Below are 22,053 nucleotides of genomic sequence, written 5' to 3'. Positions count from 1 at the left end.
TGTTATTTATCATGACAATTCTTAAATTTTTTACCACTACCACAAGGGCAGGGGGCATTCCGGGCAACTTTGGGTTTTCTGATTTTCTCTAAACTGTGTTTGTGTACTCCACTGACATAGAACCAACGGTCATTTTCCCTGTGAAATTCACTTACCTCATGAATAATTTGTACTTTATTACCCTCGGAATAACGTGCTGCAAATTCAACAAAACTTTTATCAGGAGCTGGTGTATTTGTATTCAACACGTCCAAACTAATCCAGGTTACACTTTTAGCCCATAGATCCGCTTCAAATTCATTAAAGCCTATTAAGGCTTTGCCTTTCATTGTATTTTTGATGTAATCAATATTGCCCATACTGTATGCAGTATATCGTGACCGCATCAATTGCTCCGGAGTTTCTGGGTGTTGTTTTTTCTCAAGGTATAAACCACAACATAATTCATATTTATTTTGTGATCCACAAGGACAAAGTGACATGGTATGATCCAGCAGCTAAAAGTAAAAATTGGGTTTTTTGAATTATATTCGATGTAGCATGAAATTTTTACTAAATTACACATTATTTAAGGTAAAAATAATGAATTCCTATTTATTTACACAAAACATTGAGCAAATTGACCACCAAAAGAGTGTTAATCTATTAGAAGCAGGCAAGGTTTTGTTTTTTCCAGAATATTTTTTTGCTCCTGTGGACGCGCTTTTATTATCTGAAAATGTCTTGGATGGTAGTCGTAAAAATGTAAGTTACGATATTCGTAATAAAAAGTTAAGCGCTTTTAACAAAGATATTGGTAATCTGGATGGTAAACTGAGGGATATGATGCATGGTTATGCAGAATTTGCCCATCAATTAATTCAGACTACTCTTCCTTCTTACGCACCTCATTTGCAATGGGGAAGGACCAGTTTCAGGCCTGCACAAATTAACGGTCGTGTTTCTTCAAAACGTAAAGATGATACGCGTTTGCATGTGGATTCCTTTTCGGCCAGTCCCGTCCATGGCTTAAGAATTTTACGGGTTTTTTGTAATATCAATCCTAGTGAACCTCGAGTTTGGAATCTTGGTGAGCCATTTGAAAATGTTCTTAATCGGTTTGCACCTAAAATCGCACCCTACAGTAAAATAAAAGCCAAAATGCTGAAGTGGGTTAAAGCAACAAAAACTTTAAGACCTCCCTACGATCATTACATGCTGCATTTACATGATACGATGAAGCTGGATGATAGTTATCAGGCAAATGTTGAGAAGATGCAAATTGATTTTCCGGCTAAAAGTACCTGGATAGTCTTTACCGATCATGTGTCGCATGCAGCATTGAGTGGTCAGCATTTGTTAGAACAAACGTTCTACTTGCCTGTCGATAAAATGACAACGCCTGATTACTCACCATTAAATCAATGGCAGAAAATTAGACCTGAGATAAGATCTTATTAGTGGTATCGCGGTGTAATGTGCATTATTTATTATTAGATATGCCATTACACTAATGAAGTGTTAAGGACTTTTCACCCACAGGTTTAAAATAAAATCATCAACTTCTACTATCTCGCCAAACAGTCGCCGCTTTTTTGACAATTGTTTTTTAGCTATGTAATTATACAAAATGCCATGGAATGGCACGTGTGAAGTCACAATTGTAATCATTGACGGCAAAAATGTTAATGAAGAGGCTTCATTATCAGAATCAAGGCCTTAATTGGGTAATGATTCTTTAACTAAATAACAAGGAGTTTGTTATGAAATATACATTTCTATCCATTTGTTTACTTGCTGGAGCCTCAAATTCTGTTTCCGCAGGAGTGCTTCCTAGCGCAAAAGATGCTCAACTTTGTACTAATGCTTATAATAAGCTCTGGCATGTTTTCGATAGCGTAAAGGCTCAGTATCGAGGAGACCCGGAAGCACAGGCGGTAGTGTTTAACCAAGAATTTCCCAACTTGCTTTCTCAAGATTTTTCGTTAACGATTAACAATCTCCCAATCGAGCCAAATAGTACAGAAACAGTTACAGTGACAGCGCAAGGACTTCCACAAGTAGTTGTTGCTGCCTCAGAACAAATTACTTCTTGGGGACAACATCACATCGCGGGGCCTTTCAGCTTTAAGCTTATTTCTGAATCAGCATCCTTAAAAACACGGGTGTATCTCATGACAACTCGTGATATTGATTACACTAATTCTCCAGGAAATAGTGGGTGCGCAGCTTTTTTGGCACAAAAAAATATGGTCTGTACTGTCAAAAATACGATGCATTCTACCAGAAGAGCGATGCTTAATAGCATGAACTCACACGTGGTCACGACTTACGTCATGCCATCTCCCAACTGCAGTCTATGGATAGCCCCTCCTATTGAAGACTTTCCTACAGAAGCCTAAACAATTGCGATGAAACGAATTGTTCACGTTAATATGTTTATAATGTCCCCCAAAGTTCTAAACGAATTCAGAACTTTGGGGACTTAATTTCAAGGAACTAATTTATTCCAATGACAGGTTTGTTTGTGTAGTTTAAGCATGAAATAGTACCGCTATATCTAAATCACCCAATGAAGATTAAATGTGATGCTTTAAGAATTTCTCAAGCGCACTGGGTGTTAAAGGTTTGCTGAAAAGAAAGCCTTGAACTTCATCACAACGCTGTTGTTTTAAAAAATCCAATTGTTTTTTACTTTCTACACCTTCAGCAAGAACTTTAAAATTAAAACTTCGCGCCATGGAAATGATCGCCTCAATAATTACTTCATCGCTACGAGACGCCGATATATTTTGGATAAAAGATTGATCTATCTTTAGGCAATCAATGTGAAGTTGTTTTAGATAATTGATGCTGGAGTTTCCCGTTCCAAAATCATCTAATGCGATTCGAATACCAAGTTGTTTGAGTTGATTCAGTGTTTTTATAATATCTCGGTGCGTGATGATCACATTTTCAGATATTTCAAATTCTATATGTTCAGGAGAAAGTAAATGTTCCTTTAAAATTGTCTCTACTACGGAAATAAAATTGTGCTGTTGTAATTGCCGAGTAGTAATATTAATGGCAACGCGTATATAGGGAAGACCTTTTTTACGCCAGGCTTTAATTTGTTGACACACTTCGCCAATAATCCATTCACCCATAGGTATAATTAAACCCGTTTCTTCTGCCAAAGGAATAAAATCCATAGGTAGCATTAATCCTTTGTCTGGATGATTCCAACGAATCAAGGCTTCTACAGACAATAAGTCTTCCTTATCAAGATTAAACTGGGGTTGATATAATAAAAAAAACTCTTTATTTTTAAGGGCATTCCGTAACTCTGTTTCGAGTTTAAAGCATTGATCAGAATATTCATGTAATTGAGTAGCATACAAAGAATACTGATTTCCTCCCAATCCCTTAGACTGATACATTGCTAAATCTGCATTTTTTAACAAATCACTGGGTGTCTCTCCATCTTTAGGGTAAATACTTATTCCTGCTGCGGTAGTAATCGTTATATCTCGTTTTAAAATTTTGAATGGTTCTTTCATAGAATCTATAATTTTGTTAGCAATGGCTCTAATATCCTCATTTTCGGATACATGACAAATCATCACGAACTCATCGCCACCCATACGCGCTAAAGTATCTTCTTTACGAACTAGAGAAGACCATCGTTGTCCAACCATGCGCAATAATTGATCCCCCACTTCATGTGACAAACTGTCATTGATTAATTTAAATCGATCTAAATCAAAATACAGGATGGCAAATTGATGTCCATGTTTCTTTGCATAATCAATACTGGCTTGTATCCTATCGATTAATAGAGCTCTGTTAGGTAGTTTGGTTAATGGATCATGTAGGGCCTGATATTTTAGTTGTTTCTCAAGATTTGCTTGTTCCGTTATATCACGAAAACTCCATACTCGACCGATGACTTTTTTATTTAATCGGTGGGGAAGAGTATAGCACTCCAATATTTTGCCATTCTTAAAAGTAATAATCTCTCTACTGATTTCATTAATGTTTTTTCTTAGACGCTCTATATCCGCTAAATATTCACGGGGCTTAACAATCTGATTCAGCATATAAAATAAAAAGATGCTTCCATCATTAGTTTCTAACATGGATTTCGGGATATTCCACATGGAGATAAACTTGGAATTACAATCGATTAAATTGTTATTTAAATCGATGACTAAAATTCCATCGGCGGATGATTCAAAGGTGGATCTTAAGAGGGATAATGATTGTTGCAAGGATTCGGTGCGCTCTTTCACCGTCTGTTGCAATATTTGCTCATGATGTTTTGCATCATTGGCCAAAATCCATTTTCTTGTTAATGCACAAGCGAGTTGTCTTACCGCAACCACGTCAAATGGTTTTTTTAAGATGAGATAATTATCTCCCACACCTAATTCTTTGACCGTTTCTTCCCAACTGTAGTCCGAATAAGCAGTACAAATGACCACTTGAATATCAGAATCAATCTCCCACATATGTTTAATGGTTTCAATCCCATCCCACCCTGGTGGCATTCGTATATCGACAAAGGCCAGGGCATAATGTATTCCTTTTTCTACATCACCCTTAATTTTTTTAATTGCTTCTTGGCCCTGACACGCGGTATTAAAAATAAATTTTGGTAAAAAAAATTCGATATCGGGACTATAGGATTCGTTTAAAGAGAGTTCATCATCAAATAATTGTTGGTCTAAATGATGTAGTTCTGACTTTGGATTCGAAGCAGTCAAGACTTTAATAAAATCTTGATGAATTGAGGGATTATCATCAATGATCATAATATGTAATGGTATATCATTCATGGGCTCCCCCTATTTATCTAAGCTGTCGCGGATCGGCAAAGTCAATACAAATTGCGCCCCATATCCTTCACCTTTACTCTCTGCCAAAAGAGACCCACCCATATCACGGGCTGATAATGCAGAACTGTGTAATCCAAAACCATGGCCATTTGTTTTTGTTGTAAATCCAAAAGCAAAGATACGTTGCAAATTATCTGCATTAATTCCAACTCCATTATCTTCGACTATAACTTGTACTGATTTTTTTTCTGATTTTTGTACTATTAACTTGATTTCTTTAATGGGAATAGAGTTGTTTTCCAATATCGATTCTTTGGCATTTTGAATTAGATTGATTAATATTTGCAGTAATTTGGATTTATCGACGATAACTAAAGGTGCTGGGTGAAACTCTTTAATTATCTTAATACCACCATTTTTTGAGGAACTCATAGTGATATTTACTGCAGTATCTATCAATTCTGGAAGATAGACTTTTTCGTTCACACTCGATAGTCCACTAATTGATTTTTGAGTATCTACAATTTGATTTATATGCTGTAGATCATTTTGAAGGTTATTTACTTCTGTATTGTTTTTTTTATTTTCTTCCAAAATAATTTTGGCCAGGGTTAATAGATATTGGGGAATAATTTTACCTTTGGGATCATGGGATAAAAAATCAGCTAAATTGAGCTTATTTTTCTCCATCATTTCCATAATTTTTAATAATTTTTTATCATAATCTTGTTTAAAACTATTTTTTAATAAAGTGATGGAAACATTGGAGCTATTTAAGATATTTCCAATGTTGTGCAAAATAGTTGTTGCTACCTCTGCCATTCCCGCACGACGAGCCGTAGATGATATTTGTTGATTTAATTCTTTGATTTTTTCTTCGGCAATTTTACTTTTATGAATATCAATAACAATGCCCGCAAGCTGTTTATTTTCTTTTTGGCATTGGCCAATCGTTCTATACCAATGGTAATTTCCACTAGGGTTTCTGACACGTATTTCACATTCATAATCAATATTATCGTTTAAAGCACACTCTACCTTTTGGAGTAATTCAAACCGATCTTGCTCATGAACTAACTCTAGAAACTCCTGCAAAGAAGGTGGTTTATTATTTGGATTTAAGCGGAAAAGATTGAATAACTCATTGGACCAGATAGTATGTCCGGTATTGCCATCAAAAGACCAATATCCTAATCCTGCAATATGTTGAGCAAATTCAAGCTTTTCATTCAAGCTCATCATTTCTCGTGAAGAAATTTTTATTGAACGTTCATGCAAATAACGCTCTTGATCTGCTTCCATATACGTATTATTGATGCGCTGGAGAAAAGTTTTCCATTGCTCGTCAGATTCTGGTTTTTTATCTTCAGCAATGTTTGAATGTTCCAGTTGTCGCTTTAATAATTTATGAATTTCCATATTGTCTTATTTTAACCTTAAATTTTTATGTCTCATAAATAGTTGTAATCGTCATGGTTTGGTTATGTAATTGACAATTCCCCACAGAAAAAGGTGATAATTCCCCATATGAATAAAAACCAACTTGAGTTGAGCCTTTGGGTAGAGCAGACATAGTAGACTCAATTTCTTCTTCTGTTCGTTCCCCCAAAAGCAATCGCCTGCCTACACAACTGATATCAATCGCCAAAACGGGCCCTAACTGATCTAAGTTATCATTGAGCATCAATTTATTTGCGAGCAGACCTGCTTCATTAGCACTATCAATTAATCGATCAAAATTCGCTCTCATTAATTGTGCATACCATCCTATTGGAATATCCCCTGCAAAAGTCAGGGATTGTTCTTTCTCATTAATTGCAAGGATAGTACGTACCAATTGGGTATCATCATGTGCCTGAGGATTATTAATAGCCAATGGATAAAGTAATCCTGAAGAAGGTAATTCAGAGGCTTTTTCACCTAAATATTCTTTATAAAGCTGTAAAGCCGGTTGATAATCAAGTTCATATAATACATTTGATTCAGAACGGGTAATTCGACGAATTGGACCAAAAATATCCCACCCCCCTTTAGATGCATGTCCAATATGTATATCAGAACCATAAAAACCTACTGCAACGGCATAATGGTCAAGAATTTTATTATTTAAAATGGCCCATGTTTTTTCGAAATGACTGCCATCACCCGCTAAGCCACCGGTAATAATGAGTTTGTGGTTACCCTTAACTGTATTTAATCCTTGCACTAATTCGGAACCATTTACATTAAGTCCATCAGACAAAATGAAAATACTATGCAGATCGTCCGCTTTTAATTGTTCGGCAATTAGCTTGCCGGCTTTTTCGGAGTCTTTACCATGATTTACTTCAGCTTTAGCAATTTTTAACGATGTTTTAGCAAATTTGATTACGGCCACTGTAATACTGCTGTCAAAAAGATTGTCCCCAAAAATTTCTCCAGCAGTAGAGCAACCGATGATTTTTGATTTGGAATAAAAGTTAGCCAATTGCATTATTGGCTCTTGATATTCCAAGAACTCGGGTGCTGCAAAAATAAGCACCAGGGTGTTCATAGAATCAAGATCTGGAAATTCTTTCAAGCTCCATCCTTTATTTCTAAGGAATTGAAAGGCTTTTATTTCCATAGGTCACTCCTTGTAGCTATGTAGGACAATGAAAAAAATGTTTTTTATTAGTATAGTGTTAAATTTGGCTTTTTTCTTGATTGAGTGGGTTGTTTTTGATCAAATAAAGGGGGCTGTGGAGTAATCTAGATTTTTTTGCTACCCACATGAAAATTCGATATGATGAATTTCATTATTTTTGCTTAAGGGACGTAGTGTTTATGGAAGGAAAAAAATCACCTACCAGGAATAAAAAAATGGTGATTATTGAACGTTGGCGAGAGCGTTTCCCGGCAGAAAATTATTTAGGTTTACTCATCATTTTAGTTACCCTAGTTGCTGTATTATGGTTCTATATCTCCACTAAAAAAACGCATACTGTGAGTCCTAATCCTATTCCAGTTGTAGCGGGAATTTCTACAACTCGGGATGTACCTATTTATATCGCGGCACTTGGCACAGTAACTCCAGTTTATACTGTTACAGTGCAAACTCAGATAAATGGTTTATTAATGAAGGTTCTCTTCAAGGAAGGCCAATTGGTTAAAAAAGGCCAGTTACTTGCCCAAATTGATCAACGTCCTTATGAAGCATTACTGACTCAATATGAAGGAGATCTCAAGCGGGATTCAGCTCTGTTAGCGAATGCAAAAATTGACTTAAAACGTTATCAAAAATTATGGAAAGAAGATTCTATTTCTCAACAAACATTAGCAACACAGCAGTCACTTGTAGAGCAATATGAAGGAAATGTTAAAACAGATCTGGGTCTCATTCAGAGTACCAAAGTCAATCTTATTTATTGCAATATTACTTCGCCTATTGAGGGACGAATCGGTTTGCGTTTGGTAGACCCAGGAAATTTTGTGCAGACTTCAAATACCCAAGGTATTGCAGTAATAACTACTCACGATCCCATTACGGTAATTTTTCCTATAGCAGAAGATTATGTACCACTTATTGCACCCCAAGCTTATGGTGGTAAAGCGATGCAAGTGAATGTTTTTGATAGACAACAAAACCATTTACTCGCAACAGGAAAATTACTGGCTTTGGATAACCAAATTAGTACTACTACAGGAACCGTAAGACTTAGAGCGATATTTAATAACGAAAAAAACACATTGTTCCCTAATCAATTTGTGAATGTGAAAATATTAGCTGAAACGTTGCACCTAGCGACAGTTGTGCCAACAGCTGCTCTACAACATACAACAACAGAAGATTTTATTTATGTTATTAAGGAAGATAATACAGTAAAAATTCAAACTGTAATTGTTGGACCTACTAGTGAAGATGATACTGTAATCAAAAGTGGTTTATTACCCAATCAAAGAATAGTAATAAACGGTGCTGATAAATTAATGAATGGTTCCAGAGTACTTGTCCAAAAAGAGCATTCACCAAGTGTCTCAGTTCGCAAAAGCGGGTCTCGCTTAAAGGTGCACAGTCTCTCATGAGTATTTCAGGCCCATTTATCGCAAGAGCTATAAGCACCTCATTATTGATGCTTGCTATTTTGCTAACTGGCGTCCTTTCATACAAACTATTACCTATTTCAGCACTGCCTGACGTGGAATACCCCACCATTCAAGTATCAACATTTTATCCTGGAGCAAGTCCAGATGTAATGAGCACTACAGTCACGGCACCACTTGAACGTCAATTCGGACAAATGCCAGGTTTGGAGCAAATGACCTCAAACAGCTCAGGTGGCTCATCCATTATTACTTTGCAATTTAATTTGGATATGAGTTTGGATGTAGCGGAGCAACAGGTTCAGCAAGCAATTAACGCAGCAAGTAATTATTTGCCGATTGATCTTCCCAATCCTCCTGTTTACAGTAAAGTCAATCCGGCAGATACACCCATCCTAACCTTGGCTTTGACTACAAGTACTCTACCCTTAACTCAAGTAGAGGATTATGCAGAAACACGTCTTGTCCCTAGAATTTCTCAATTATCGGGTGTAGGGTTGGTAAGTATTGGCGGCGGACATCGACCTGCAGTACGTATTCAGGCTAATCCAAATGCATTGTCTGCGTATGGATTAACTATGGAAGATGTGCGTTCCATCGTTGTGGCTTCAAATGTGAATGCTGCTAAAGGAAATTTCGATGGCCCACGTTTAGCCTATACGATTAATTCCAATGACCAGCTCTTGTCTGCAGCAGATTATCGTCCCTTAATTGTTTCATATCAGAATGGAGCTCCCGTCCGTTTATCTGATGTAGCGAATGTTATTGATGGTATAGAAAATACAATGCAAGCGGCATGGATGAATACAGAGCCAGCGATTATCCTCAATATTCAACGTCAACCCGCAGCAAATGTTATTGAGGTAGCAGAACGAGTCAAAAATCTGTTGAAACAAATGAAATTGGCAATTCCGTCTGGGATGGAGATCAAAGTACTTACCGATCGTACGACCAGTATTCGTTCTTCCGTAGAAAATGTCCAATTTGAATTACTTTTATCAGTTGTTTTAGTTGTGATGGTGATTTTCCTGTTTTTACGTAGGTTATCAGCAACAATAATTCCTAGTATTTCAGTACCCTTGGCACTCGTAGGCACATTAGGTCTAATGTATTTACTCGGGTTTAGCCTTAATAACCTTACTTTGATGGGATTAACTATTGCTGCAGGATTTGTGGTTGATGATGCGATTGTGATGATTGAAAACATCATACGTTATATCGAGATGGGTGAGAAACCTTTGGATGCGGCTCATAAAGGAGCCGCTCAAATAGGCTTTACTATTGTTTCTTTGTCTATTTCTCTTATTGCGGTACTGATCCCTTTATTATTTATGGGGGACATAGTTGGTCGATTATTCCGCGAATTTGCAGTGACCTTAACCATGACAATTGCAATTTCAGCATTTGTTTCGTTAACGTTAACGCCCATGCTTTGTTCTAGACTTCTAAAGATGCAAAGTGAAAATGAAGTGACCGATTTAGAGCGCTTTCTAAAGCGTCAATCAGATTATCTTAGTGAGCGATATAAAATCTCCCTGCATTGGGTTCTTTCACGCCAACCTTTTATTTTACTGATTTTTTTGATTACTGTATTAATCACAGGCATTTTATTGTATCTCATTCCTAAAGGCTTTTTCCCCATTCAGGATACAGGAATTATTCAAGGAGTATCATTGGCCTCTGAATCGGTTTCATTTAAAGAAATGACTAATCGACAACAAGCTCTAGTGCATGCAGTGCTTTCCGATCCGGCAGTTGAAAATGTATCGTCCTTTATCGGTATTGATGGTACGAATATCACGCTCAATAGCGGGCGTATTTTGATCAATTTAAAACCCTTTGAACAACGTCCAGGCGTTATCGAAGTTATGAATCGTTTGCAATCCAAAATCAATCAAGTTTTTGGGGCTTCTTTATACATGCAACCTGTACAAGACTTAACGATCGATACGTTAACCAGTCGCACACAATATCAGTACAGTATTAGCGCCCCTGATAGGGAGGACGTTACTAAGTGGTCACAGTTAATGTTAGAGAAAATGCGCCAATTATCCATTTTGAAAGACGTAAATACCGATCAGCAAAATAGGGGTTTGGTTACATTATTGAATATTGATCGCGATACGGCATACCGTCTGGGTATTAACATGCAAATGATTGACGAAACTTTATATGATTCGTTTGGTCAGCGGCAAATATCTATTATGTTTACGCAACGAAATCAATACCGAGTTGTATTGGAAGTATTGCCTCCACTACAAAGAGAATCGATTGCTTTTGATAACATTTATATTAATTCTTCGGTGATTAATTCTTCTACAAGCTCTGCTACTAACTCTTTTGTGAATGCTACTGGAACAAATAATAATAGTATAAATAACTTAGCGAGTAATTCACAAAATCTTAATCCTTTATCGGGAGTGGTATCAAGTGGCTCTGTACCCATTAAGACGTTTGCTCATTTGCAGCAAGCGGTTGGTCCCTTAGTCATTACGCATAAGGATCAGTTTCCCTCTGCGACGCTTTCGTTTAATCTTGCAAATAATGCATCCTTGGGTGATGCAGTGACTCAGGTTGACGCTGTAAAAAATAGTCTCAATATGCCTCTTAATATAGAGGCAGGTTTTCAAGGAACAACAAAAAATTTTCAAAACTCCCTCGCTAATGAAGGGTGGTTGGTCATTGCTGCCGTAGTTGTTGTTTACATCATATTAGGTGTGCTTTATGAAAGTTACATTCATCCACTTACTATTTTATCTACCTTACCCTCAGCTTCTATGGGAGCATTATTTGCATTGTATATAACAAATAATGAACTGAGTATCATTGCTTTGATTGCGATTATTTTATTGATTGGAATTGTGTTAAAAAATGCAATTATGATGATCGACTTTGCTCTTGAGCAAGAACGTGAATACAAACTCAAACCTGAAAATGCAATTTATGAGGCAGCTTTATTACGTTTTAGACCCATTTTGATGACCACTATGGCCTCCATGCTTGGTGCAGTTCCTTTGGCATTTAGTCATGGGCTAGGTGGTGAGTTACGACGTCCATTAGGTATTGCGATAATTGGGGGACTAATAGTAAGTCAGTTGGTGACTTTATATACGACTCCTATTATTTATCTGACTTTTGATCGCATATCACGTAAAGTAATGAGTTATGGTAAACACAATCCCAATGTTAGGGAGAGTGGGGCGTGAATTTATCATCTTTGTTTATTAAAAAACCCATTGCTACAATCCTATTAGCATTTGGACTAAGCTGTGCAGGAATTCTTGCATTTGATTTATTACCTGTAGCACCTTTACCTCAAATTGATTTCCCAACCATTATGGTACAAGCTCAGTTACCAGGGGGTAGCCCAGAAATTATGGCGACCTCAGTTGCAGCGCCTTTGGAGCGGCAGATAGGGCGAATTGCAGGTGTCACTCAACTTACTTCCTCAAGTACCTTAGGACAAACCAGCATCACTGTACAATTTGATTTATCACGTAATATTGATGGCGCTGCACGAGACATCCAAGCAGCAATTAATGCATCTTTAAGTCAATTACCGGCTAACTTAACTAATAATCCTACTTATCGCAAAGTAAATCCTGCTGACGCGCCGATTATGATTCTTGCATTGACTTCGGATAAATATACTCCAGGACAGATGTATGATGTCGCATCAACTATATTGCAACAAAGGATTTTGCGTATTGAAGGTTTAGGGCAGGTGGCCGTGGGTGGGAGCTCATTACCTGCAGTTCGTGTTGAAATTAATCCTACAGCTTTAAATAAATATGGAATTGGATTAAACCAACTTGCTGGAACAATTAACAATGCCAATGTGAATTTGGCAAAAGGACAATTGATTCATGATGATACTGTTTCAGTAATCAGTAGTAATGACCAGATGAATAAGGCAAGTGAGTATGCCCCACTAATTATTAGCTATTTCGATAACCAGCCAGTACGTCTTTCTGATGTCGCTCATGTATTCGACTCAGTTGCTGATGTTCATACTGCGGGCTTGGCAAACGGGAAACCAGCCGTGCTCTTGGTTTTATTCAAGCAACCCGGCGCCAATGTGATAAAAACAGTGGATCATATAAAACAAATCTTACCTCAAATTGAGGCTTCTATATCAAAGGATATTAAATTAAATATTTTGCTGGATAGAACAACCTCAATTCGTACTTCATTACATGATGTGGAGCTTACTCTACTTATTGCTATGTGTTTGGTAATTTTTGTTACTTACCTTTTTCTTGGAAGTTTCAGGGCGATGATGATTCCGGGCATTGCAGTTCCATTATCATTACTTGGGACTTTTGCAGTAATGAAATTATTAAATTACAGTTTGGATAATTTATCGCTGATGGCTTTAACCATTTCTACAGGTTTTGTTGTCGATGATGCAGTTGTAGTACTGGAAAATGTTTCTCGTCATATTGCTATGGGGAAAAAACCGCTGCAGGCTGCTTTTGATGGATCAAAAGAAATTGGTTTTACGGTGTTATCCATTAGCATTTCATTAATTGCCGTATTTATTCCAATTTTTCTTATGAGTGGCATTGTAGGACGTTTATTTCGTGAATTTGTGGTGACCCTTTCTGTAGCAATTTTGATTTCACTCGTTATTTCCTTAACTTTGACACCGATGATGTGCTCCAAAATGTTGCATGAGCATGAAGGCAATAACAGCAATTTTTTTATGCGCTTTACAGAAAAGGTGCGTTTGAGTTATGCAAATGGCTTGCATTGGGCGTTGTTTCACCCACGAGTCATGTTAATTCTTACTTTTGCAACTGTTTTACTTACTGCAAGTTTGTTTGCGGTTATACCTAGAGGATTTTTCCCTCAACAAAATACGGATCGAATCGCAGGTTCTTTACGAGCAGATCAAAATATTTCATTTCAAGCGATGCAAAGGAAATTAATTCAATTTGTTTCAGAAATTCGTAAGGATCCCGCTGTAGCTAATGTTGGTGCCTTTATTGGCAGTGGTCCGAGCAATAATACAGCCAATACAGGCTCAATGTTTATTACGTTGAAGCCTATCCAAAATATAACTACCTTCCAGGTAATAGAACGATTGCGAAGCAAATTATCTTTAATTACGGGTGCTACTTTGTATATGCAGGCAGCCCAAGATCTAACAATAGGTGGGCGACAAACAGCAGCTCAATTCCAATATACTATAACTGCTGATAATTTAAATGATCTAGCTACGTGGACGCCGCGAATTATGGAGCAATTGGCAAAGATTCATGGTATTACTGACTTAAATAATGACCAGCTTAATCATGGTTTGCAAACTTATGTGAATGTAGATCATGACACTGCATCACGTTTTGGGATTACCCCACAACAGATTGATCAAGTGCTATATCATGCTTTTGGCCAAAGTCAGATCTCGGTTATGTATATGCCAATGAATCAATATTATGTGGTTTTGAATGTTGCCCCCAAATATTGGCAATATCCTGCTGTATTGGATGAAATTTACGTTAAGTCTTCAACTGGTGACGAAGTGCCTATATCCGCATTTGCCAGTTTTGAGACTGGTTCTACTTTATTATCCGTAAATCATTTAGGTCTTGCTCCGGCGGCTACTTTTTCATTTAATTTGATTCCTGGAGTATCGCTAGGGGGGGTAGTGAAACAAATCACTGGTGCAATTAATAAAATGAATTTACCACCAACCATGCGGGGTACGTTTCAGGGGACGGCACAAGCGTTTCAAGAATCTTTTGCAAAAGAGAAATATTTGATAATGACAGCTATTTTGGCTGTTTATATTGTGCTGGGGATGCTCTATGAAAGCTTGATTCATCCAATAACTATTTTGTCTACTCTACCGTCGGCTGGGGTGGGTGCATTATTGGCTTTATTGTTATTTAAATCCGATTTGAGCATTATTGCTTTGATTGGAATGATTCTTCTGATTGGTATTGTGAAAAAAAATGCCATTATGATGATTGATTTTGCCTTGGAAGCGGAGCGGTTAGAAAATAAATCCTCACGTGAAGCAATTTATGAAGCCGCATTATTACGCTTTCGACCAATTATGATGACGACAATGGCCGCTATTTTAGGTGCTATGCCTCTGGTTATTGGTTTTGGAGTAGGTTCAGAATTGCGTCGCCCATTAGGTATAACTATTGTTGGCGGGCTAATTATGAGTCAATTATTAACACTGTACACGACACCAGTGATTTATTTAGCAATGGATAATGCTGGAATACGATTGCGCAATTTTATGAAACGGTTTAAGTTACGAGGTGCCCATGGCCACTCATAATCGATTACAATTTTTAATTTTATGTTCTTTTTTAGTGTGTTCTTGTATGGTTGGACCCAATTATGTGCCTCCAAAAGTTGTAGTTCCAACTCAATTCAAAGAAGCCAAAGGTAAAGAGGTAATAGGGGTTAAGCGTAAAAATTGGAAACCCATCCAGCCTCAAGATGATATGAACCGTGGCGAATGGTGGAAGATTTTCAATGATCCAGTATTGAATGATTTGGAAAGCCAGTTAAATTATTTCAACCAAAATATTGTGAATGCAGAGGCAAATTTCAGGCAGTCACTTGCAATTGTAGACCAAGCACGCGCAAATTTATATCCAACTGTAGTGGGTGCATTTAGCTTGTTCCGACAACGACAGGCCGGAGGATCTACATCAATTATCAGCACTTCTGGTACTACGGGCACAGCGACGACAAATATCGTGTCTTCAGCATCAACCACTACAATTTATACCTCATTTTTGAATGCGAGTTGGGAACCTGATCTTTGGGGACTTGTTCGGCGAACCATTGAGTCCGATCTGGCTTTAGCACAATCCAATGAAGCGTTAATTGGGGTGACTCGTTTATCAGCCCAAGGGGCTTTGGCGCAATATTATTTTGAATTACGCACCTTGGATCGAGTTCAAAAATATTTGGACGACACGGTAACTGCTTACAGCAAAGTATTACAATTCACCCGAAATCAATATGCATCAGGTGTTGTATCGCGTGCTGATGTGGTTCAGGCACAAATCCAGGTCGAATCAGCGCAGGCATCAGCCATTAATAATGGAATCTTACGTGGCCAATATGAACATGCAATTGCTGTATTAATGGGGCGTCCTCCTGCCGATTTTTCATTAAAACCTGCCATTATTAATTTAAAACCGCCGGTGATTCCTTTGGAAGTCCCTTCAGTTTGGTTGGAACGTAGGCCAGACATTGCTCAAGCTGAACGTCTGGTTCAACAAGCGAGTGCCTTAATTGGAGTGGTGATTGCTGCATATTTCCCCAATTTGACTTTAAATGGAACGGTTAGTGCCGCCGGAAATAGTTTTCATCAATTGATTCATAAACCTGCAATCAGTTGGTCTGCCGGGATGCAATTGGCAGAAACTATTTTTGATGGGGGTTACCGGGCGGCAGGGGTAAGGGCTGCCAAAGAACAATATATGGCTCAAGTTGCCAATTATCGTCAAGTAGTCCTAACTGCATTTCAGGATGTTGAAGATAATCTGGTTTCGTTACGTTTTTTAACAAATCAGAGCATAGTCCAAGATAAAGCAGCAAAGGATGCGCGATACGCACTTAAACTTGTTATAAATCAATATAAAGCGGGCACTGTTCCTTATTTAAATGTACTTACGGCACAAATTAGTGCTTTTACACTGGAGCAGGCTGCCATACAAATAGATGGTTTGCAAATGGCCTCTGCTGTAGGGTTGGTTAAAGCATTAGGAGGCGGTTGGGTTGCCCATCTACCACCAAAGTATAAAACTTAATCTCAATTTGAATGAGGCTATATTTTAAAAAGTATGCTCTAACTTTGATGCTACCTTTTAAATAAGATTATCTGATATTTAGTGAGAGTATTCTCTCCATTCTGAGTTGAAACTAACTACCTCGTGGTGACAAACATCCTCTATTACTGTCGATTCTGCGAAGGCGAGCCCATTTCCAGTAATCGCAGTACCTTTTTAAGAATAGACTTCCGCCTTCGCGGGAATGACAACAAACTTAACATCGTCATCTGAATGACAAGAATTTTTAACGACCGTGCTCAGAGGATTAAATAGATTGACATCCCTACGTCATCTCTTTAGCATGGGCAAAAACTAGGCGAAATGAGGGATATAAATGTTGGGAATGATAAGTTTAGATGATATCTGGTATGTATTAAATGATATGAAGGACCCAGATGATTCTTTATTTTGTTCTTATGAACGAGCACGATTTATTGAGTTATATAAAAAACGTCCTGGATTTTTTCAACCTTACCAAGACCGTAAAGAGTTTCTTGGTGGTGTGCTCGCTCCAGTTGTGCATCCCTTGGAGTTTGCTGCTTTGGGTATCATGGGAGTTGTTATAGGTGTTATTTCCCCGCTTGCCTGCGCTGGAGCCTTGGTTGTTGGTCTGGGGGCTACTGCGTTCGGAAACACAAATCTGTGTAATACAGCACTTGCGGGTGCTTCTACTTTTTTGTATTTAACTGGCTATTCAATTTTACTCACAGCAGCGAGTCTCTTACTTGCAGCTCTTAGCATTCCATGTGCTTTAGTTACACTTGGCACTCGTAGTTTGGCTTCTGTCGGTGCTGAAGTACTTGAATGTATGAATAATATGGAGACTACTACTGAAGTACAAACAAGTATGTTGAAATAAAAATTCTACTTTATTTTTATGGGCCCTGAAATACGAAGGATCTTATGCTTTATTTATTAGGTGAAAAAGAAGTAAATTTCATTTTAGAAGGAGAAACCATTGAAGAAATCGCCCGTAGAGCAATTAACACATATAGGGGTCGTCCTGGTTTTTTCACTGCATATAAAAATAGGTATGAATTTATAGGCGAATTAATTGCTCCAGGTATATATCCATTCGCAGGAGTTGTGACTGCTGGATTTTCTGTATATGCTTCAGTTCTTTCAACCGTTATTTGCATTGGAGCTTTGCTTGTTGCCGCTGGTAGTGCTTTATTTGATGCTCCAACGCTTCGTGATGATGCACTAGAATTTACTGGGTTTATGATACAGTTTGTCGGAGTTGCACTTTTGACAGCTGCTGTGAGTGCTTTATTGGCGATCATTAGCGTTCCTCATAGCTTAATTTCTGTAGTTACTCGTTCTGCTGCTTCTATAGATGCTTTATGTTCAGGCAATGTCATTGATGCGCCGGCAGCTCAGGATGAGGTAGCAGAGACTGATACAGATGAGTGTGTTTTACGATGCATCTAGACAAAAACACGCTCAGAGGTTAGTGTACCTATAATAAGACATTAACCTAAGGAGCTTTTCTGCTGATTGGTTGGTCGCCGCTCCAAATAATTTGCTAACATTTTTAATTCCATTTTAGTGCGTTTGATTTTTTCCTTTAATTTATTTTCTATATCTTGGTAATTTTTAAGATCCAGAGTTATCGCTTCTTTTTTTTCTTGTTGTTGGGTGATGAAATTAAGCCAAGATATTTCAGTTACTGGATTAACGATAAGAGAGTGGGTGCTTTCATTAACCTGTTCTTCAATATGTTGGATTTGTTCTTCGAGCTCTTGTTTCTTACATTGCGCTGAATATAAATCTAAGTCCAGTTCATGGAGTTGTCTGTTTAATTTATCTATTAGAGAAGTGAGAGACGGGTTCATTATGAGGTTATCGTTCGATCTCGATTAATTTCGTACGTACGTAGAGCGCTTGCTTTATCAACACAAGGATTTCATTTTATCCATGGTTTGCATTTAAAATACAGATGCTGATTAAATCAGACTTATAAAAATAAAACAACTGGATAAATAAAGTTCTTTTCTTGGTTGTTAATTGCTCATCATGATCGATGTTGTTAGAATACGTTTTTTTACAATCTGTATTTAAAAGGTTTTTAATTAATGAAAGAGATAACTCTGACCGCAATATTTGAAGGAACGATTTACAGTATTGAAGAACCCAATACTCATTTGCACCAAGTTTTATCTAGAGATTGTAAGGGTGTACGTATTAGCTCTGCTGATGAGGTTGAGCAACATAAAGATGCTACTCATTTTAAAATGGGTTTTAATGGATGCGGCGTTGATTATGGGGTAAAAGGGCTTTTATTCGGAGCGGGGGTAAAAGAACAGAGTGATCAAGTTGTAGAAGTGATCAAGAAGTTAATTAAAGACGGATATAAAGTAAAGTTTAACGGCATTGGTTTAAGTCGAGGTGGGATTGCTGCTATTATGGCGGCTCTCAAGTTGGCTCATGTTGATCGTTTTCACTTGGAAACGAATTTACTTCTTTTAGATCCCGTACCAGGTAATTTATTTTATGTTCCTTTTTTAGATTTCTTCAATTATACCTTAACCAATAGCTCAATTGATTTATCTAGCTCTAAAAATTTGAATTATGTTGAAACGCTTTATCCTTATCTTGAAGTGGGTGAGGATACTGAAGAGTTGCTTGATCAGATACTTGCAAAATTCCATATACCCATTAGACCTACTTATCCACCACATTGTCAGGTTAGAGAGGAAGTTATTTTAGGCGCGCATTTAAAAGCGTTCCAGGATCTTGATAAAGAAAATGATGCCCCTCATCTACGTTATGGAGTTGATGTAATTCCTGTAATCAGAAAATTGAGCAAAGCGATTATGTATCAGTTTTTGGATAGGGTTGGCAGCATAGTAAACTCCGGAGAGAATATAGAGCAAGCTGAGCTCCTCAACGAATTCGAACGAGAAGGAGCAAAATGGAAGCGTATTTTAGCTGAAATTATTGCCAGTATTATTCCTAGAAGTAGAGCTTTACATTCTCAGGATCAATCTAAGATCACAGTCTCGAACTCAGCAAAATATTTAAATAAGACACATCGTGAACTTCTCGATACGGAATCTGATGATCCAGAGGAACTCTGCTTAAAAGTAGAGCCAGTGCGAACGTATTCGGAAAAGAAAAACACTCCGTTAACAAGAGCAGTATTGGTAGATTTAATTGAATTAATTGAAAATAAAATGACTAATACAAGTAAACAAGGTGGAAAAGGAAGGTTATTACTTAAAATAAAAAATGGTATACAACGAGAACCTGAGGCTACTCTTAATAATGAGGAACGACTGAGTTTTATCCTCAGAGATATTCTCTCGGTTGCATTACAACGCGATCGCTACAGCTATAGTTTTTACAGCACAACCACTTCTGGACTCGCATTGGTTACTGCATTAAATCAACCCCAATTTATTGCAATTAAAGAGCTACTCCAATCGGATCATAAACCACTTGAATACTCTGATTTGACTACTTATGTTTTGGGCCGAAATGAGTCCGCACATTTTAATAGCCAAGATATGGACGTAAATTTTGCTCGATTAGAGGAGCATCGGCTTGGCGAAGATGGGTATAGAATGTTAATTTAGATGAATAGCTACTTTTTTTGGCATACCAAAACAATCTTTTGATGCAGTAATTCAGTAAAGGACCGTATGCCAAAAAAATTAAGGATAGAAAATAGAGCAGTACTTCATTTTGTCTATGAAGACAAACGACCCATTGATATTCTTGTTAAAAGTAATTTTATCTTTTTAGTTACAGCAAGGTACGGACAATGTTTCACTGGCTAAAGGAATGGTGGTACAACCGCATAATTCGTCATTCACCGATAACCGAAGAGCAATGGAATGACGTATTTCAAAACTTGCATTTACTACAACGCTTGAGTAATGAGGAACAAAGAAGACTTAAACACCTGGCCATTTTATTTCTTCACTATAAATCATTGGAAGGGGTAGGGGACCTGCAAATAACACCTGATATGCAATTAAATATTGCACTACAAGCATGTCTTCCCATTTTAAATCTGGGTCTCGATTGGTATGAGGGTTGGGTTTCGGTTGTAATCTATCCTGGTGCTTACGCACGTGAGAGCAAAACAATCGATGAGTTTGGTATAGAACACTCAGGAAGATCTTATTTAAGTGGCGAGTCGTGGCAACAGGGACCTGTTATTCTTTCTTGGAATGATGCTTTGCATCATGGTGGATGGGGAGGACGAAATGTGATAATTCATGAGTTTGCTCATAAATTGGATATGCAAAATGGTAGAGCGAATGGATTTCCTCCACTCCACAAAGGAATGTCGGCGAAACATTGGGCTGAAGCGTTTAGCAATGGATATGACAATTTGATAAGCCTTATCCAGCAAAATGATCCCATTCCAATTGATTCCTATGCGGTTACATCACCAGCTGAATTTTTTGCAGTATTTTCTGAATTATTTTTCGAAAAGCCTGAAGTAATCAAGCATTACTATCCTGATATTTATGATTTACTTACTCAATTTTATCGACAAGACCCGCTTAGAACCTATGCTATGTAGTCGGCGTTCCGCATCGCTTCATCCAGGCGGAGGATACATCATCCTGAACGCAGTGAGGGATCTCCAGATGGGTATGATTCAAATCAGGAGATCCTTCCTCGTAAACTCCTCAGGATGACGTAGTAGTGAATACCTCGTAGAAATTCTGATAATTACCAGGTAAATGTATATCGTGTTTCTCTCGAGCTCCATCCATCTGTAATGTGTACTTCGAGCTGACGTTCAGAGATCAGACTAAATTCAATTAATGAACCCCAATAGGGATTATGAAATTCAAAGCCTTGTTTGGTTTGTCCCGTGGTTAACTTGCACGAAACTTGCCGGGGTTCAGGAGCTCCAAGACCGTCCCCATAGCTAAGATCCAATTGGGTTGATCCATGCGATCTACCTGCAGAAGCCACTTCATTCAACCAGTTACACTCTATTTTAGCCGATTGAGCGTGTTGATTTTTAAGTTTTAAACAGCTTCTATGAGTACTGATGCATGGTTTTGCAAAACACGTCCCTGCGACTAAACCCATTAAAAGAAAAGTATAGAATTTTATCATTTTTTATGCCTAATCAGTTTGGGTGAGAAGTTTGTAACATCGATATTAAAGCATTGTCAATGGTTTTAAAAAATACTATTTATAAAAAAACCAAAAAATAAGCGTAATGATTAGACTAATTAAAATGCATGTAGTAATAGGAAAATAAAAAGTAAAGTTACCTTTGTGAATGATGATATCACCAGGTAATTTACCCAAACCTAATTTTGTTATAAACGGCCAAAAAATACCAATTATAAGTAAAATAATTCCTATGATAATTAGGATTTTTTGGATCATATTTTTTTACTCGAAAGAGAGTATTT

General features: G+C 37.5%; 17 protein-coding genes. 10 read left to right on the top strand and 7 right to left on the bottom strand.

Translation table 11 applies throughout. The features are described from left to right. Positions 1-2: 2 nt before the first annotated feature. On the bottom strand, positions 3-482 hold the full coding sequence (locus tag ACWTEW_RS26395) for a YchJ family protein (RefSeq protein WP_454781059.1): 480 nt from the start codon (positions 480-482) through the stop codon (positions 3-5). A gap of 100 nt (positions 483-582) precedes the next feature. Here ACWTEW_RS26395 and kdoO point away from each other — a divergent pair, with 100 nt between their 5' ends. Further along, complete coding sequence (kdoO, locus tag ACWTEW_RS26390) at positions 583-1,440, top strand: Kdo hydroxylase KdoO (protein WP_454781058.1); 858 nt, start codon at positions 583-585, stop codon at positions 1,438-1,440. Positions 1,441-1,742: 302 nt separating this feature from the next. Next, positions 1,743-2,381 carry a hypothetical protein gene (locus ACWTEW_RS26385; protein WP_454781057.1) on the top strand — a complete coding sequence of 213 codons (639 nt, stop codon included), beginning with the start codon at positions 1,743-1,745 and terminating at the stop codon, positions 2,379-2,381. A 177-nt stretch (positions 2,382-2,558) separates the two neighbouring features. On the opposite strand, the gene ACWTEW_RS26380 is transcribed toward ACWTEW_RS26385, so the two are convergent. Genes ACWTEW_RS26380 through ACWTEW_RS26370 form a run of 3 tightly spaced genes read right to left on the bottom strand, consistent with a single transcriptional unit; the run spans position 2,559 to position 7,401 of the window. Next, a complete protein-coding gene (locus ACWTEW_RS26380) occupies positions 2,559-4,796 on the bottom strand; it encodes an EAL domain-containing protein (protein ID WP_454781056.1) in 2,238 nt (745 codons plus the stop codon). Positions 4,797-4,805: 9 nt separating this feature from the next. After that, complete coding sequence (locus ACWTEW_RS26375; protein WP_454781055.1) at positions 4,806-6,215, bottom strand: ATP-binding protein; 1,410 nt, start codon at positions 6,213-6,215, stop codon at positions 4,806-4,808. A 25-nt stretch (positions 6,216-6,240) separates the two neighbouring features. Continuing rightward, complete coding sequence (locus ACWTEW_RS26370; RefSeq protein ID WP_454781054.1) at positions 6,241-7,401, bottom strand: FIST signal transduction protein; 1,161 nt, start codon at positions 7,399-7,401, stop codon at positions 6,241-6,243. Positions 7,402-7,601: 200 nt separating this feature from the next. Between ACWTEW_RS26370 and ACWTEW_RS26365 the strand changes: the two genes are divergently transcribed. The 6 genes from ACWTEW_RS26365 (at position 7,602) to ACWTEW_RS26340 (ending at position 18,094) form a co-directional block, all read left to right on the top strand. After that, a complete protein-coding gene (locus ACWTEW_RS26365) occupies positions 7,602-8,840 on the top strand; it encodes an efflux RND transporter periplasmic adaptor subunit (RefSeq protein ID WP_454781053.1) in 1,239 nt (412 codons plus the stop codon). Then, positions 8,837-12,064 carry an efflux RND transporter permease subunit gene (locus ACWTEW_RS26360; protein ID WP_454781052.1) on the top strand — a complete coding sequence of 1,076 codons (3,228 nt, stop codon included), beginning with the start codon at positions 8,837-8,839 and terminating at the stop codon, positions 12,062-12,064. The genes ACWTEW_RS26365 and ACWTEW_RS26360 overlap by 4 nt, the downstream gene beginning before the upstream one ends. After that, positions 12,061-15,153 (top strand): efflux RND transporter permease subunit, encoded by a 3,093-nt coding sequence (locus ACWTEW_RS26355; RefSeq protein WP_454781051.1) that lies wholly within the window; start codon positions 12,061-12,063, stop codon positions 15,151-15,153. Before ACWTEW_RS26360 ends, ACWTEW_RS26355 begins: the two co-directional genes overlap by 4 nt. Then, on the top strand, positions 15,140-16,642 hold the full coding sequence (locus ACWTEW_RS26350; RefSeq protein ID WP_454781050.1) for an efflux transporter outer membrane subunit: 1,503 nt from the start codon (positions 15,140-15,142) through the stop codon (positions 16,640-16,642). Before ACWTEW_RS26355 ends, ACWTEW_RS26350 begins: the two co-directional genes overlap by 14 nt. A gap of 355 nt (positions 16,643-16,997) precedes the next feature. Continuing rightward, positions 16,998-17,522 carry a hypothetical protein gene (locus tag ACWTEW_RS26345; protein WP_454781049.1) on the top strand — a complete coding sequence of 175 codons (525 nt, stop codon included), beginning with the start codon at positions 16,998-17,000 and terminating at the stop codon, positions 17,520-17,522. Positions 17,523-17,566: 44 nt separating this feature from the next. Further along, entirely contained in the window at positions 17,567-18,094 is a 528-nt protein-coding gene (locus ACWTEW_RS26340; protein WP_454781048.1) for a hypothetical protein, read from the top strand. A gap of 41 nt (positions 18,095-18,135) precedes the next feature. Here the strand turns inward: ACWTEW_RS26340 and ACWTEW_RS26335 are convergent, their stop codons facing one another. Beyond that, the gene (locus ACWTEW_RS26335) at positions 18,136-18,498 is read right to left on the bottom strand and encodes a hypothetical protein (protein ID WP_454781047.1); all 363 of its coding nucleotides are present in this window, start codon (positions 18,496-18,498) and stop codon (positions 18,136-18,138) included. Between the two features lie 240 nt (positions 18,499-18,738). On the opposite strand from ACWTEW_RS26335, the gene ACWTEW_RS26330 reads away from it, so the two are divergent. Together ACWTEW_RS26330 and ACWTEW_RS26325 are read left to right on the top strand one after the other, a co-directional pair. Continuing rightward, the gene (locus ACWTEW_RS26330; protein ID WP_454781046.1) at positions 18,739-20,241 is read left to right on the top strand and encodes a hypothetical protein; all 1,503 of its coding nucleotides are present in this window, start codon (positions 18,739-18,741) and stop codon (positions 20,239-20,241) included. A 188-nt stretch (positions 20,242-20,429) separates the two neighbouring features. Then, positions 20,430-21,200 carry a M90 family metallopeptidase gene (locus ACWTEW_RS26325; protein ID WP_454781045.1) on the top strand — a complete coding sequence of 257 codons (771 nt, stop codon included), beginning with the start codon at positions 20,430-20,432 and terminating at the stop codon, positions 21,198-21,200. A gap of 152 nt (positions 21,201-21,352) precedes the next feature. Here ACWTEW_RS26325 and ACWTEW_RS26320 read toward each other — a convergent pair whose 3' ends face one another. Both ACWTEW_RS26320 and ACWTEW_RS26315 read right to left on the bottom strand, forming a co-directional pair. Beyond that, positions 21,353-21,748, bottom strand: coding sequence for a hypothetical protein (locus ACWTEW_RS26320; RefSeq protein ID WP_454781044.1), 396 nt, complete (start codon positions 21,746-21,748; stop codon positions 21,353-21,355). A 75-nt stretch (positions 21,749-21,823) separates the two neighbouring features. Then, on the bottom strand, positions 21,824-22,027 hold the full coding sequence (locus ACWTEW_RS26315) for a DUF2905 domain-containing protein (protein ID WP_454781043.1): 204 nt from the start codon (positions 22,025-22,027) through the stop codon (positions 21,824-21,826). Between the last annotated feature and the right edge of the window lie 26 nt (positions 22,028-22,053).

This window comes from Legionella stuttgartensis, from assembly GCF_977063405.2.
The sequence above is the reverse complement of the archived record's forward strand: the minus strand, read 5'-3'. Positions and strand labels throughout refer to the sequence as shown.

Bases quoted from the DNA above. Each gene is read 5' to 3' on its own strand.
- ACWTEW_RS26395 (WP_454781059.1), bottom strand. From the start codon at position 482: ATGTCACTTTGTCCTTGTGGATCACAAAATAAATATGAATTATGTTGT.
- kdoO (WP_454781058.1), top strand. From the start codon at position 583: ATGAATTCCTATTTATTTACACAAAACATTGAGCAAATTGACCACCAA.
- ACWTEW_RS26385 (WP_454781057.1), top strand. From the start codon at position 1,743: ATGAAATATACATTTCTATCCATTTGTTTACTTGCTGGAGCCTCAAAT.
- ACWTEW_RS26380 (WP_454781056.1), bottom strand. From the start codon at position 4,796: ATGAATGATATACCATTACATATTATGATCATTGATGATAATCCCTCA.
- ACWTEW_RS26375 (WP_454781055.1), bottom strand. From the start codon at position 6,215: ATGGAAATTCATAAATTATTAAAGCGACAACTGGAACATTCAAACATT.
- ACWTEW_RS26370 (WP_454781054.1), bottom strand. From the start codon at position 7,401: ATGGAAATAAAAGCCTTTCAATTCCTTAGAAATAAAGGATGGAGCTTG.
- ACWTEW_RS26365 (WP_454781053.1), top strand. From the start codon at position 7,602: ATGGAAGGAAAAAAATCACCTACCAGGAATAAAAAAATGGTGATTATT.
- ACWTEW_RS26360 (WP_454781052.1), top strand. From the start codon at position 8,837: ATGAGTATTTCAGGCCCATTTATCGCAAGAGCTATAAGCACCTCATTA.
- ACWTEW_RS26350 (WP_454781050.1), top strand. From the start codon at position 15,140: ATGGCCACTCATAATCGATTACAATTTTTAATTTTATGTTCTTTTTTA.
- ACWTEW_RS26345 (WP_454781049.1), top strand. From the start codon at position 16,998: ATGTTGGGAATGATAAGTTTAGATGATATCTGGTATGTATTAAATGAT.
- ACWTEW_RS26340 (WP_454781048.1), top strand. From the start codon at position 17,567: ATGCTTTATTTATTAGGTGAAAAAGAAGTAAATTTCATTTTAGAAGGA.
- ACWTEW_RS26335 (WP_454781047.1), bottom strand. From the start codon at position 18,498: ATGAACCCGTCTCTCACTTCTCTAATAGATAAATTAAACAGACAACTC.
- ACWTEW_RS26330 (WP_454781046.1), top strand. From the start codon at position 18,739: ATGAAAGAGATAACTCTGACCGCAATATTTGAAGGAACGATTTACAGT.
- ACWTEW_RS26325 (WP_454781045.1), top strand. From the start codon at position 20,430: ATGTTTCACTGGCTAAAGGAATGGTGGTACAACCGCATAATTCGTCAT.
- ACWTEW_RS26320 (WP_454781044.1), bottom strand. From the start codon at position 21,748: ATGATAAAATTCTATACTTTTCTTTTAATGGGTTTAGTCGCAGGGACG.
- ACWTEW_RS26315 (WP_454781043.1), bottom strand. From the start codon at position 22,027: ATGATCCAAAAAATCCTAATTATCATAGGAATTATTTTACTTATAATT.